This window comes from Romboutsia hominis, from assembly GCF_900002575.1.
Taxonomy (GTDB): Bacteria; Bacillota; Clostridia; order Peptostreptococcales; family Peptostreptococcaceae; genus Romboutsia_C; species Romboutsia_C hominis.
This window is the reverse complement of record NZ_LN650648.1, coordinates 385,187-399,931: the sequence shown is the minus strand read 5'-3', so window position 1 is coordinate 399,931 and position 14,745 is coordinate 385,187. Positions and strand designations below refer to the sequence as shown.

8 protein-coding genes, 1 tRNA gene and 3 rRNA genes are annotated in these 14,745 nt (G+C 36.1%); all 12 read right to left on the bottom strand.

Going from position 1 to position 14,745, the window contains the following annotated elements:
* Positions 1-103 precede the first annotated feature (103 nt).
* Positions 104-325 (bottom strand): NifU family protein, encoded by a 222-nt coding sequence (locus FRIFI_RS01800; RefSeq protein WP_092923047.1) that lies wholly within the window; start codon positions 323-325, stop codon positions 104-106.
* Between the two features lie 65 nt (positions 326-390).
* A complete protein-coding gene (gene murJ, locus FRIFI_RS01795) occupies positions 391-1,959 on the bottom strand; it encodes a murein biosynthesis integral membrane protein MurJ (RefSeq protein WP_166504840.1) in 1,569 nt (522 codons plus the stop codon).
* 157 nt (positions 1,960-2,116) lie between these two features.
* Complete coding sequence (nifJ, locus tag FRIFI_RS01790) at positions 2,117-5,644, bottom strand: pyruvate:ferredoxin (flavodoxin) oxidoreductase (protein ID WP_166504839.1); 3,528 nt, start codon at positions 5,642-5,644, stop codon at positions 2,117-2,119.
* 100 nt (positions 5,645-5,744) lie between these two features.
* Positions 5,745-6,881: an MFS transporter gene (locus FRIFI_RS01785; RefSeq protein WP_166504838.1), complete on the bottom strand. Its 1,137-nt coding sequence runs from the start codon at positions 6,879-6,881 to the stop codon at positions 5,745-5,747.
* Between the two features lie 113 nt (positions 6,882-6,994).
* Positions 6,995-7,111: ribosomal RNA gene (rrf, locus tag FRIFI_RS01780) — 5S ribosomal RNA — on the bottom strand.
* An 11-nt stretch (positions 7,112-7,122) separates the two neighbouring features.
* Positions 7,123-7,196, bottom strand: a tRNA-Gly gene (locus FRIFI_RS01775).
* A gap of 58 nt (positions 7,197-7,254) precedes the next feature.
* Positions 7,255-10,156: ribosomal RNA gene (locus FRIFI_RS01770) — 23S ribosomal RNA — on the bottom strand.
* A 232-nt stretch (positions 10,157-10,388) separates the two neighbouring features.
* A 16S ribosomal RNA gene (locus tag FRIFI_RS01765) occupies positions 10,389-11,892 on the bottom strand.
* The 16S, 23S and 5S rRNA genes sit together here with 1 tRNA gene alongside, the layout of an rRNA operon.
* A 426-nt stretch (positions 11,893-12,318) precedes the next feature.
* Positions 12,319-12,600: a hypothetical protein gene (locus tag FRIFI_RS01760; protein WP_166504837.1), complete on the bottom strand. Its 282-nt coding sequence runs from the start codon at positions 12,598-12,600 to the stop codon at positions 12,319-12,321.
* A 128-nt stretch (positions 12,601-12,728) separates the two neighbouring features.
* Positions 12,729-13,130 carry a PTS sugar transporter subunit IIA gene (locus tag FRIFI_RS01755; protein ID WP_092923033.1) on the bottom strand — a complete coding sequence of 134 codons (402 nt, stop codon included), beginning with the start codon at positions 13,128-13,130 and terminating at the stop codon, positions 12,729-12,731.
* A 9-nt stretch (positions 13,131-13,139) separates the two neighbouring features.
* On the bottom strand, positions 13,140-13,979 hold the full coding sequence (locus FRIFI_RS01750) for a PTS system mannose/fructose/sorbose family transporter subunit IID (protein ID WP_092923030.1): 840 nt from the start codon (positions 13,977-13,979) through the stop codon (positions 13,140-13,142).
* The gene (locus tag FRIFI_RS01745) at positions 13,969-14,736 is read right to left on the bottom strand and encodes a PTS mannose/fructose/sorbose/N-acetylgalactosamine transporter subunit IIC (protein WP_092923027.1); all 768 of its coding nucleotides are present in this window, start codon (positions 14,734-14,736) and stop codon (positions 13,969-13,971) included. The genes FRIFI_RS01750 and FRIFI_RS01745 overlap by 11 nt, the downstream gene beginning before the upstream one ends.
* Between the last annotated feature and the right edge of the window lie 9 nt (positions 14,737-14,745).

Here is a 14,745-nt window from a genome sequence, read left to right as displayed (position 1 = left end):
TTATATATGTTTCAAAACATCTCTCAAATATATCGGTGCCTATTTTACGGATAAATTAATACTCTTTGCAAAAAAAGAAAAGTGCCAAATGCACTTTTCTTTTTTATATTCCTATAACTTGAGTTACACCTTTAACTTCCTTAACAAGTAAATTTTCAATAATAGCCTTTAATGTCATTGTTGCTCCTGGGCATCCTTTACATGCTCCTTGTAACTTCACTAATACAACTCCTTGGTCATTAACGTCTATTAGTTCTACATCTCCACCATCTCTTTGAAGAATTGGTCTAACTTTCACTAATGCTTTTTCTACCTCTTCTCTCATGTCTATCCCCCTTATTTTCTAATACTTTTAGTATTCTACATAAATCTTGAATTTCCTTTATAGATCTATCTTTTATAAATAATTTGTCTAAACTTTGATTTAATCATATACGCTACTTCTTTTGATTCTCTTATATTAAAAATTAATGTTAATATTATATATATAATTAACCCAATTAATGTAGACCCTATACAAGATATGGCTATAAGTTGTTTTTGTTTTTCAAAAATATTCATTCCTAGATTAACTATCTCATAGTATGAAAATTTTATTATTAATCCCATAATAATTGATGCTATCGCTACTTTTATAAAAGTTATTATTGTATTTTTCATACCTATTCTTCCTATCTTTTTTCTAAGAGATATAAATAATAATACAGACGTTGCTATAGCAGATATAGAACTAGCTAAAGCAAGACCACCTATACCCATATATTTAACTAGGACAATAGATAATATTACATTTATTATAACGGATACAGTTGCATTTTTTACTGGGGTTTTTGTATCTTGTAGTGAATAAAATGATTTAGAAAGTATCTCTCTTAATCCATACGCAACTATCCCCATAGAGTAATAAAGTAGTGCTGTTGATGTTAATTCAGTAGCTTTTGAGTTAAATGATCCATGTTTAAATAACAAAGTTACTATAGGTGTTGATAATCCCATTACTATAACCATTATAGGCATCATAGCTATCAGTGTTATATTTAAAGATTTTGATACGTTATATTTAAAAGCTTTTATTTTTTTTTCACTAGCTAATTTAGATAGTATTGGATACATTACAGTAGATAAAGATATTACTATAATACCTACTGCAAACATATTTAGCTTATTTGCATAGTTTAGAGCTGTTATACTCCCAGAATCTAGTGTAGATGCTAAAGTTCTATTAACAACTGTATTTATTTGGTTAACATAAGAACCTAGAAATACTGGCAATATAAGATATAATATCTTTATTATATTTTCGTCCTTTAAATCTATAATAAATTTATACTTATATCCATGTTTAAATAAAAATGGTATCTGAAATAAAAGCTGTGATATATATGCAAATAAAGTACCATATACCATAAAATATGAATTTGTTATTGAACCTAAAGCTATTGCTATCATTACAAATATATTAAATGGTATCGTTATTAAACCTGATATATGAACATCTCCTGATGCAACTAAAAAAGATGTTATTAAACCATTTATAGCTATAAATATCATAGAAAAAATTAATATTCTAGAATAAGATATAGTTAAATCTAACACCTCTCCTTTAAATCCCATAGCAAATATCTTAACTATATATGGAGCAAATAATATTCCTATTACGATTAATATCATACTTATTACAGTTGCTATGTTTAATACATTACTTGTAAACTTATATACTTCATCTATTCCCTTTTTCTCTCTTATACTAAAAAACATTGGTATAAATGTTGTTCCAAGAGATGCACTTATACCATCAAATAGTACTACCGGTATATTAAGTGCTGTAAGATATGCGTCTGTTATATGACCTGCGCCAAATGTCCTCGCTAGTACTATATCCCTTAAAAAACCTGTCACTTTTGATGTTAATATTATAATCATTAAGATAATAGCTGCTTTTTTTGTTGTTTTAGCCATATTAGATCCTCATTTCTAAATTTTATTATTACAATTTATTTTTCTAATAAATTTTTTAATTTAAGCTATTATATAATGATACCACTTTTTTTACTATTATTAAACTTTGTTTAATTTTGATATAAAAAGTGCGTACTTAAAAGTACGCACTCTTTATTTATTTCCCTGCTAGTCTCTTATATGTTTCATATCTTTCTTGTATATTTTCTTCTAGTTGTGTAAATAATTCCTCTGCTACATCTGGGAATTGCTTAGCTATTGCAGAATATCTTACTTGACCCATTATAAAGTCTCTTACATTTCCTTTTGGTTCTTTTGAATCTAAGTTAAATGGATTTTTATTTTCTTTCTTAAGTTCTGGGTTGTATCTATATAAATGCCAATATCCACTAGCAACTGCTTCTGCTTCATTATGAACGCTTCTTCCCATACCTTCTTTTAATCCGTGAGATATACAAGGTGCATATGCTATTATTAATGAAGGCCCATCATATTTTTCAGCTTCCATTACTGCTTTAATAAGTTGATTTTTATCTGCACCCATAGATACTTGTGCTACATATACATTTCCATAACTCATAGCCATCATACCTAAATCTTTTTTCTTAGATCTCTTACCTGATGCAGCAAATTTAGCCATAGCTGATAATGGAGTAGACTTTGATGCTTGTCCTCCTGTATTTGAATATATCTCAGTATCAAATACTAATACATTTACATCTTCTCCTGATGCTAGTACATGATCAAGTCCACCATAATCAATATCATATGCCCAGCCATCTCCACCTACTATCCATTGAGATCTTTTAACTAAATAATCTTTTCTAGCTTTAATTTCATCTACTAATTCTTTAGCTTTTCCACTAAATGATTTGTTTTCTATAACTTCTATAACCTTTTTACTAGCCTCTTTAGATGCTTCTCCATCATTCATAGTATTTATCCAATTTTCAAATACATCTTTATACTCATTAGATTCTTCACTAGCCACTAACTCTTCCATTAAGTCACGTAACTTTAATCTAATTTGTTTTACACCTAAATACATACCATATCCAAACTCTGCATTATCTTCAAATAATGAGTTAGCCCATGCAGGACCTTTTCCTTCATGATTTACAGTGTATGGAATTGAAGGTGCTGAACCACCCCAAATTGATGAACATCCTGTAGCATTTGCTATCATCATTCTATCTCCATATAATTGTGTTACAAGTTTTATATAAGCAGTTTCTCCACATCCTGCACAAGCTCCTGAGAACTCAATAAGTGGAGTTCTAAATTGAGAGTCTTTTACATTATTTGCAGTAACTAGATCTCCTTTATATGATACTTTAGATACTGCATAATCCCAGTTTGGTATTTCTGCATCTATCTGAGTATCTAGAGGTTTCATCACTAATGCTTTGTCTTTAGCTGGGCATATATCTGCACAGTTTCCACAACCTGTACAGTCCATAGTATCTACTTGCATTCTATATTGTAAACCACCAAATGCTTTTCCAACAGCTTTTTTAGTTCTGAAAGTTTCAGGTGCATTATTTACTTCTTCTTCATTTAATAAGAATGGTCTTATAGTTGAATGAGGGCATATATATGAACATTGATTACATTGAATACAGTTTTCTAGTATCCATTCTGGAACATTAATTCCTATACCACGTTTTTCATAAGCTGCGGTTCCTGCTGGGAATGTACCATCTTCTATTCCATTAAATGCACTTACAGGTAAAGAATCTCCTTCTTGGGCATTCATAGGTCTTAATATTTCTCTTATAAATTCTGGCTCATTTTCATGATGTTCTTCACTATCTGTTGCATTTGCCCATGAATCTGGTATATTTATCTTTACTAGAGCACTCTTACCTTGCTCTACTGCTTCATAGTTCATATTAACAACTTTTTCACCCTTTTTACCATAAGCATTACTTATTGATGATTTTAAATATTTAGTTGCCTCTTCTTCAGGTATTATATTTGCTAATTTAAAGAATGCTGATTGCATTATCATATTTATTCTATTTCCAAGACCAATTTCTTGTGCTATTTTAGTAGCATTGACTGTGTAGAAGTCTATATTATTTTTAGCTAAGTAATTTTTCATCTTTGCTGGTAAATGCTCTTCTAATTCTTTTTCATCCCATATTGTATTTAATACAAATGTACCATTTGATTTTAATCCTTTTAATAAATCATATTGAGTTACATATGATTGATTATGACAAGCTATATAATCTGCACTATCTATTAAATAAGTAGATCTTATTGGTTCATCTCCAAATCTTAAGTGAGACATAGTTACCCCACCAGATTTTTTAGAATCATATGCAAAGTATGCTTGAACATACTTATCTGTATTATCTCCTATTATCTTTATAGCTTGTTTATTTGCTCCAACTGTACCATCTGATCCAAGTCCCCAGAACTTACAATTTATAGTTCCTTGTTTTACTACTTTAAGTTCTTCTTTAACTTCTAAAGATTTATGAGTTACATCATCAACTATTCCTACTGTAAATTGATCTTTTGGATTGTCACATACTAAGTTATCAAATATAGCTTTTATATCTGTTGGTGTTACATCCTTTGATCCAAGTCCATATCTACCACCTATAATCATAGGAGCATTTTCTTGTCCATAATATACAGCACGTACATCTAGATACAGAGGTTCTCCTATTGCACCTGGTTCTTTAGTTCTATCTAGTACACATATTTTGTTAACACTCTTTGGAATTACTTTTAATAAATGTTCCTTACTAAATGGTCTAAATAAATGAACTTTTACCAGTCCATATTTCTCGCCTTTTGCATTTAATTCATCTATAGTTTCTTCAATAGCCTCAGTTACTGAACCTATTGCTATTAATATTTCTTTTGCATCTTCTGCTCCGTAGTAGTTAAATAATCCATATTGTCTACCTGTTAATTCGCCAATTTTATTCATATAATTTTCTACTATCGGAACTATTTCTTCATAATACTTATTACTTGCTTCTCTTGTTTGGAAATATATATCAGGATTTTGAGCTGTACCACGAGCTACAGGATGATTTGGAGATAAAGCTCTATTCCTAAATTCTTGCAATGCCTTTTTGTCTAGTAAGTTTGCATAGTCTGAGTACTCAAGTACTTCTATTTTTTGTATTTCATGTGATGTTCTAAATCCATCAAAGAAATGTATAAAAGGAAGTCTTCCTTTTATTGCTGCTAAATGAGCTACGGGTGCTAAGTCTGCTACCTCTTGAACTGACCCTGATGCTAACATTACACATCCAGTTTGGCGTGCTGCCATAACATCTTGATGATCACCAAATATTGATAATGCTTGGGCTGCTAAGGCACGAGCACTTACATGGAATACTCCTGGAAGCAACTCTCCTGATACTTTATACATATTAGGTATCATAAGAAGCAATCCTTGTGATGCTGTATAAGTAGTAGTTAATGCTCCTGATTGTAGTGATCCATGAAATACTCCTGCTGCTCCTGCCTCAGATTGCATTTCAACAACATTTACTTTTTGATTAAATATATTTTTTAAACCTTTAGCTGACCAATCATCCACTGATTCTGCCATATTTGATGATGGTGTTATTGGAAATATTGCAGCTACCTCAGTATAAGCATATGATACATATGCTGCTGCTGCATTTCCATCCATAGTTTTCTTTATTTTTCCCATAGTTTTTCTCCTTCTATGTAAATAATATCATGACTTCTATTTATTATTTTTCCATAAAGCAGCTTTAATATTCTACTTTAATAAATTTATATTATTAATTTTATATAGTCCTATCTTTAATATTTCTGTCGTAATATAATGCGCCTAATATAGATAGCATATTACACCCTAATAGAAATAAATTAGCTTTATCCAAGGAAAACTTCTCTATAAAATATCCAACACTAGCAGTTCCAATTATAGTTGATACACTATTAAATATAGCAAATGCTACTAACTGTGATGATGTTTTTAAATTACTAGGAGATATTCTATCTATTATTATTTTTCCTACTACTAATATTATTGGTAATGTAAATGCTTGTAGGACAGCACTAATATATATAATATTTATATTACTTCCAAATCTTAGGATTAGTATTTGAAGAAATAGTCCTAATGGTGATAATAATAATAATTTGTCAGGACTTAATTTATGCATAATTTTTTGTGCTAAAATAAGCATAGCTATCTCACTTATTGAGCTTATAAAATTAAATATTCCTAAGTTTACAGTGTTTCCCCCTACATATTCTATTCTATAAGGTACTAACTGACAGTATCCTCTAAACGGGATACAAATTATTAATAATATAATTACAGTGAGTATATATTCTTTATTATTGAATAACTCTTTTAAATTTCCACAACCCTTATATTCTTTTACCGTATCTTTTATCTTAAGGCTTATAAATAGAGTTAATGACAACATTATTAGATATATTATGTTTAATATATGATATCCATACTTTTCTGTTATAATTCCTGATGCTAATACTCCAAATGCCCACCCAGTTGAACCAAAAGCTCTAAAAAATCCAAATTTTGACTTTGCATTTTCTCCACTTTCTATTACCCAACTATCAGGTATACTAGTCAATATATAATAAAAAAATCCCATAATTACAAAACTAATATAAAATAATATTTTAATATTTATAAAAATAGCTAAAGCTGTACTAAACATTACACCTAATAAAGAAAATATAAATATTTTTTTAATTGTTTTTAATTTATCACAGCAACAACCTGCTATTAGTTGTCCCAAAATTCCGCTTACAGTGTAAAAACTTATTAATGTAGCCGTTTCTATTGGACTAAACCCTTTATATTGTAAAAATGGAATCAGCATTCCTGCTATACTTGATAATCCAAAGAATAATAGAAAATACAAAAACTTAAATAAAATTAAATCCAATTCATCCCTCCTTAATATAAATAAAATTTAGTATTCCCTATTATCTATAATTTGAGTATAGATAAACAAAAAAAGAAACTATTTTTCAATAGTTTCTTAAAATAAAAAAGATTACGTGGCTACGTCTTACTCTCCCAGGGGGTCGCCCCCCAAGTACCATCAGCGCTAAAGAGCTTAACTTCTGTGTTCGGTATGGAAACAGGTGTATCCTCTTTGCTATAATAACCACATAATCTTTATCTGGAGCGGGTGAAGGGGATCGAACCCTCACAGCCGGCTTGGAAGGCCGGAACTCTACCATTGAGCTACACCCGCATATTTAGTTTTATTAGTACTTTCAAAACTGTATACCATTTAGATTCATCATTTAAATGAGGTCAAGTCCTCGACCTATTAGTATCAATAAGCTAAATACATTACTGCACTTACACCTTCGACCTATCAACCAGGTAGTCTTCCTGGGGTCTTACCCTTACGGTGGGAAATCTTATCTTGAAGTTGGCTTCGCGCTTAGATGCTTTCAGCGCTTATCCATTCCGTACATAGCTACCCAGCCATGCCCTTGGCAGAACAACTGGTACACCAGAGGTACGTCCATCCCGGTCCTCTCGTACTAAGGACAGGTCTCCTCAAATTTCCTACGCCTGCGACGGATAGGGACCGAACTGTCTCACGACGTTCTGAACCCAGCTCGCGTACCACTTTAATGGGCGAACAGCCCAACCCTTGGGACCTACTACAGCCCCAGGATGTGATGAGCCGACATCGAGGTGCCAAACCTCCCCGTCGATGTGGACTCTTGGGGGAGATAAGCCTGTTATCCCCAGGGTAGCTTTTATCCGTTGAGCGATGGCCCTTCCATGCGGAACCACCGGATCACTAAGTCCGACTTTCGTCCTTGCTCGACCTGTATGTCTTGCAATCAAGCTTCCTTTTGCCTTTACACTCTTCGCACGATTTCCGACCGTGCTGAGGAAACCTTTGAGCGCCTCCGTTACTTTTTGGGAGGCGACCGCCCCAGTCAAACTGCCCACCTGACGGTGTCCCAAGACCTGATTCAAGGCCTCTGGTTAGGATCCCAGTACTACAAGGGTGGTATCCCAAGGGTGACTCCACACAGACTGGCGTCCATGCTTCATAGTCTCCCACCTATCCTGTACATGTAGTACCAAGACCCAACGTCAAGCTACAGTAAAGCTCCATGGGGTCTTTCCGTCCTGTCGCAGGTACCCGGCATCTTCACCGGGATTACAATTTCACCGAGTCTATTGTTGAGACAGTGCCCAAATCGTTACGCCTTTCGTGCGGGTCGGAACTTACCCGACAAGGAATTTCGCTACCTTAGGACCGTTATAGTTACGGCCGCCGTTTACTGGGGCTTAAGTTCACTGCTTCGGATTGCTCCTAACAGATCCCCTTAACCTTCCAGCACCGGGCAGGCGTCAGCTCCTATACATCGTCTTGCAACTTAGCAGAAACCTGTGTTTTTGGTAAACAGTCGCTTGGGCCTATTCTCTGCGGCCATCCAAAGGATGGCACCCCTTATCCCTAAGTTACGGGGTCATTTTGCCGAGTTCCTTAACAATAGTTCTCTCGCTGGCCTTAGGATACTCTCCTCACCCACCTGTGTCGGTTTACGGTACGGGCACCTTTAACCTCGGTAGAGACTTTTCTCGACAGTGTGAAATCAGCTACTTCGCTCTAAAGAGCTCCCCATCGTACCCTAGCATTATCAAGACGGATTTGCCTATCTTGACTGCCTCAGCACTTAGCCACACATAACCAACAGTGTGGTTAGCTTATCCTACTGTGTCATCCCATTCCTCAAACGGTTATTGGTGGTACAGGAATATCAACCTGTTGTCCATCACCTACGCCTTTCGGCCTCGGCTTAGGTCCCGACTAACCCAGGGCGGACGAACCTTCCCCTGGAAACCTTGGGTTTACGGCCCGTGGGATTCTCACCCACGTCTCGCTACTCATGCCAACATTCTCACTCGTATACTGTCCACATGTCCTTACGGTCATGCTTCAGCCTGCATACGAAGCTCCCCTACCCATCATAATGATGCCGTAGCTTCGGTAGTACGTTTTAGCCCCGGAAATTTTCGGCGCAGGATCACTCGACCAGTGAGCTATTACGCACTCTTTAAATGAGTGGCTGCTTCTAAGCCAACATCCTGGTTGTCTGTGCAATCCCACATCCTTTACCACTTAACGTACATTTAGGGACCTTAGCTGACGATCTGGGCTGTTGCCCTCTTGACTATGAATCTTATCACCCACAGTCTGACTCCTGAGCAAAAGAAGACGGCATTCGGAGTTTGATAGTCTTCGGTAAGTGCAATACCCCCTAGGACATTCAGTGCTCTACCTCCGTTTCTCTAAGCTCAAGGCTAGCCCTAAAGCTATTTCGGGGAGAACCAGCTATCTCCGGGCTCGATTGGAATTTCACCGCTATCCACAAGTCATCCCCGAGCTTTTCAACGCTCGTGGGTTCGGTCCTCCACGAAATTTTACTTTCGCTTCAACCTGCTCATGGATAGGTCGCCCGGTTTCGGGTCTACGTCAAGTAACTTAAATCGCCCATTTAAGACTCGCTTTCGCTACGGCTCCACACCTTAAGTGCTTAACCTTGCTACTTAACGTAACTCGTTGGCCCGTTCTACAAAAAGTACGCGGTCACACAAGAAATGTGCTCCCACAGCTTGTAAGTGCAGGGTTTCAGGTTCTATTTCACTCCCCTCCCGGGGTTCTTTTCACCTTTCCCTCACGGTACTATGCGCTATCGGTCACTAGGTAGTATTTAGGCTTGGAGGATGGTCCCTCCTGCTTCCCACAGGGTTTCACGTGTCCCGTGGTACTCTGGATCATATCTGAAGTCTTCTCGTTTTGACTACGTGGCTGTTACACTTTATAGCGGAGCTTTCCAACTCTCTTCGTCTACAATAGCCTCTTCGTTGATGATATGTCCGCAACCCCAACAAAGAAAACTTTGTTGGTTTGGCCTGTTCCGCGTTCGCTCGCCGCTACTTACGGAATCGATTTTTCTTTCTCTTCCTCCAGGTACTTAGATGTTTCAGTTCCCCGGGTTCCCCTCGCTAAGCTATGTATTCACTTAACGATACTTAGACATTACTCTAAGTGAGTTTCCTCATTCGGAAATCTTCGGATCAAAGTTTACGTGCAACTTCCCGAAGCTTATCGCAGCTTATCACGTCCTTCATCGGCTCCTAGTGCCAAGGCATCCGCCCTGCACCCTTAATAACTTGACCAGTTATTAAAGTTATTTTAAAGACTTTTCTTGTCTATTTATAAAAAATGATGTCATATCACTAAATGTTATACAGTTTTCAAAGTACTAAAATGCTTCGCATATCGCCAACGGTCACTCCCATTCGGTCATGCTACGTTGCTCAAATTAATGTGTTTGCGCTACGCGCATTTTTTGAGATTTTCATTTATTCAATGAACTCTCAAAATTAAACAGTAGGTAATTCTCCTTAGAAAGGAGGTGATCCAGCCGCACCTTCCGATACGGCTACCTTGTTACGACTTCACCCCAGTTATTGATTTCACCTTCGACGGACGCTTCCAAAAGGTTAGCTATCCGGCTTCGGGCGCCCCCAACTTCCGTGGTGTGACGGGCGGTGTGTACAAGACCCGGGAACGCATTCACCGCAGCATTCTGATCTGCGATTACTAGTAACTCCAGCTTCATGTAGGCGAGTTTCAGCCTACAATCCGAACTGAGAATGGCTTTAAGGGATTAGCTCCACCTCACGGTTTGGCTGCCCTCTGTACCACCCATTGTAGCACGTGTGTAGCCCTAAGCATAAGGGGCATGATGATTTGACGTCATCCCCACCTTCCTCCAGGTTATCCCTGGCAGTCCCTCTAGAGTGCCCAACTTAATGCTGGCAACTAAAGGCAAGGGTTGCGCTCGTTGCGGGACTTAACCCAACATCTCACGACACGAGCTGACGACAACCATGCACCACCTGTCACTTCTGTCCCCGAAGGGAAAGATGCGATTAGGCATCGGTCAAAAGGATGTCAAGCTTAGGTAAGGTTCTTCGCGTTGCTTCGAATTAAACCACATGCTCCGCTACTTGTGCGGGTCCCCGTCAATTCCTTTGAGTTTCACTCTTGCGAGCGTACTTCCCAGGCGGAGTACTTAATGCGTTAACTGCGCCACCGAAGGGGGTAACCTCCGACAGCTAGTACTCATCGTTTACGGCGTGGACTACCAGGGTATCTAATCCTGTTTGCTCCCCACGCTTTCGTGCCTCAGCGTCAGTTACAGTCCAGAGAGCCGCCTTCGCAACTGGTATTCCTCCTAATATCTACGCATTTCACCGCTACACTAGGAATTCTACTCTCCTCTCCTGCACTCAAGTCTTACAGTTTCAAGAGCTTACTACGGTTGAGCCGTAGCCTTTCACTCCTGACTTGAAAGACCGCCTACGCACCCTTTACGCCCAGTAATTCCGGATAACGCTAGCCCCCTACGTATTACCGCGGCTGCTGGCACGTAGTTAGCCGGGGCTTCCTCCTCAAGTACCGTCATTATCTTCCTTGAGGACAGAGCTTTACGACCCGAAGGCCTTCATCGCTCACGCGGCGTTGCTGCATCAGGCTTTCGCCCATTGTGCAATATTCCCCACTGCTGCCTCCCGTAGGAGTTTGGACCGTGTCTCAGTTCCAATGTGGCCGATCACCCTCTCAGGTCGGCTACTGATCGTCGCCTTGGTAAGCCATTACCTTACCAACTAGCTAATCAGACGCGGGTCCATCCTGTACCGCAAAAGCTTTGATAAGAAAGCCATGCGACTTTCTCATGTTATCTCGTATTAGCATACCTTTCGGTATGTTATCCGTGTGTACAGGGCAGGTTACCCACGCGTTACTCACCCGTCCGCCGCTCTTTACTAAAAGTAAATCGCTCGACTTGCATGTGTTAGGCACGCCGCCAGCGTTCATCCTGAGCCAGGATCAAACTCTCAAAATAAATTTGAATTTATATCGCCAACAAACAAGTTTCGTATTCACTCAACTTATTCTGTTGCTCAAATATAAGTTTTCCTGCTCAGACTATCATTATCTGAATATCTGGCTTGGTTTGTTTTCGATTCTTTAAGAATCAGTTATATAAATTAACCTACTGTTTAATTTTCAAAGTTCATTTTAAGCGACTGTGTCGGCGCTTACTTTTTTGCTTTGCCCTTTTCTTAAGGACAAGTAATACTATATCACCATAATTTTATATCGTCAATACTTTTTATAAACTTTTTTATTTTTATATTTATTATTTAATATTAATATCAATAAATTACTTATATTCACTTAGTTTTAAATATATTGTACTAGTTAATTTTTTCTTATCTTTATTTTTATAATTAATTTTAACTAGTACAATATGTATATTATTTTTTATTTAATATAATTTTCTTCTGTTATCATATGATGTGTGCATATTACCTTCATAATCTAGTTTAGCTTTTATGCTTACTATACGTCTACCCTTATTATGATTTACAGAAATATCCGCATATCTAGCATCATCTGCATTACTTTTTAAATAATCTCTTAGAAATTCTTTACCTGATGTTGTGTCTGCGTTATCAAATACATTAAAGTATGCAGAATCTTTAACTTCTAAAGATATATCATATGTTCCATCTTCTCTTTTATATCTAGTTTCTCTTATATTGTCCATATTACTTCCTCCTGTAAGAAATAGCATAATTATATTTAATTTTTCCATAATATTATTTTTTATTATAAAAAGCTTAAATAAATTATAAAAAAAGAAGAATGCAATTTTGCATCCTCCTTTTTTATAATTTATATTCCATCTTCAGCCAACACAACTTTTCTTATTGGCGGTTTTATACTGTTTATTCCAGCTGTCTTTATAGCCTCACTATCAATCTCAAATCCTAGAGACACCATCATAGTAGATTCAACTAGCATTGGCAGATTAGTTCCACAAAAAACTTCTATATTCGAATGTTCTAATGTTAATTCACTACTAACCTTAAAAGGAGTTCCTCCAGGTAAATCTGTAAATATATATACTTTATTATAAGTATCTTTAACTATGTTTCTTATTTCTTCTTTTAAATCATCTGATGATTTATTTTCTGTAAAATCAACAGTTTTTATAAAATCATATTTTCCTGCAATTAAATCCAAACTACTTTTAAGTCCACTTCCAAAATTCCCATGTCCTGTTATTATTATCATTTTATCCTCCTAGAGTATACCTAAGAATGCTCCTATTAATCCTATTACTACTAATACTAATATATTAACTAACGGGGAAACATTTTTCTTAACTAATCCATACATTCCAAATGTTAATCCAAGAGGTAATAAACATGGCATTATAGAATCTAGTATCTTTTGTAAGTCTATAGTTCCAGACATACTTAAGTATTCTGGAGTAACTATATTTATATTTACATATGATGCTATTAATGCTCCTACTACTATCATACCAAGTACTGTAGCTGATCTAGTAAATTCTTTAGCATTTTTAGTAAGCTTAGTTATACCTTCAACACCAACTTTATATGACCAATGCATAAGACCAAATCTCAATCCTAAATGTACTATATTAAATAACACAAAGAATATAATTGGTCCTAATATACTTCCTTGTAAAGAAAGATTCGCTCCTATACCTGCAGATATTGGTAATAATGTAAACCAGAATATTGCATCTCCTATACCACCTAAAGGTCCCATTGCTGCAACTCTTAGAGCACGTATAGTTTGAACATCTGCCTTTTTTTGTTCAAGAGATAATATTATCCCCATAACAAATGTTATTAAAAACGGATGGCAGTTGAAAAACTCCATATTATGTTTCATTGATGTTGATAAATCTTCTTTGTTTTTGTGTATTTTTTTAAGCCCTGGAAGTATAGAGTATAACCATCCTCCAGCTTGCATTCTTTCATAGTTAAATGATGCTTGTAAAAACATTGATCTCCAAGCCATTTGATTTAATGTTTTATTGTCAAGAGTTTCGCCTTCTGTTTTATCGATATACTCTCTTTGACTTTTTAATGCTTCTGTATTAGATGCCATCGCCTATACCTCCTCCTGTATTTTTAGTTTTCATACTTACATGGAAGTCATAAACTGCTGCAGCTATACCTACTATAGCTATAGCTAAAAGTGGTAATTTACCATATGCTACTAAAACAAATCCTAACATCATAAATAATGCATATTCTTTACTTAACATAACTTTAAGTAACATTGCAAATCCTAGTGCTGGCATCATCTTACCTGCTGCAGTTAGTCCATCCCAAACCCATTGTGGTAATACTTTTGTTAAAGTTTCTCCTATTGCCTGACCTGATAATAATCCAGCTAAAACTATCAATGCAAATGATACTGCTAATATTCCCATAGCCATATAATTGACTCTATCTATACCTTTTGGATTAGCCTCATCTGCTGCCTTATCACATAGTCCCATTAATGGAGACATTACTGTAAATAAAGCTGTTACTGCATATTGACCAAGTAATGCAAATGGTATTGCAAGAGGTAGTGCAGCTGAAGTATCTAATCCTGATTGAATAGCAAATACTGTAGCCATTATTCCACCTATAACTGCATTTGGAGGTTGTGCTCCTCCTACTGGCATTGCTCCTATCATCATAAGTTCATATGAACCACCAACTATAAGTCCTGTTTGTAAATCTCCCATTATAGCTCCTATTATAGGACCAATTACTATCGGTCTATAAAAGGACTCTAAGAAGTTAAATTGGTCTATTGCTGCTATCATTGTAACTATTAATATAAGACCAATTTGAATAAAACTTAATTCCATAAACTTACC

Coding starts and splice junctions, on each gene's coding strand:
- FRIFI_RS01800 (WP_092923047.1), bottom strand. CDS start 325: ATGAGAGAAGAGGTAGAAAAAGCATTAGTGAAAGTTAGACCAATTCTT.
- murJ (WP_166504840.1), bottom strand. CDS start 1,959: ATGGCTAAAACAACAAAAAAAGCAGCTATTATCTTAATGATTATAATA.
- nifJ (WP_166504839.1), bottom strand. CDS start 5,644: ATGGGAAAAATAAAGAAAACTATGGATGGAAATGCAGCAGCAGCATAT.
- FRIFI_RS01760 (WP_166504837.1), bottom strand. CDS start 12,600: ATGGACAATATAAGAGAAACTAGATATAAAAGAGAAGATGGAACATAT.
- FRIFI_RS01755 (WP_092923033.1), bottom strand. CDS start 13,130: ATGATAATAATAACAGGACATGGGAATTTTGGAAGTGGACTTAAAAGT.
- FRIFI_RS01750 (WP_092923030.1), bottom strand. CDS start 13,979: ATGGCATCTAATACAGAAGCATTAAAAAGTCAAAGAGAGTATATCGAT.
- FRIFI_RS01745 (WP_092923027.1), bottom strand. CDS start 14,736: ATGGAATTAAGTTTTATTCAAATTGGTCTTATATTAATAGTTACAATG.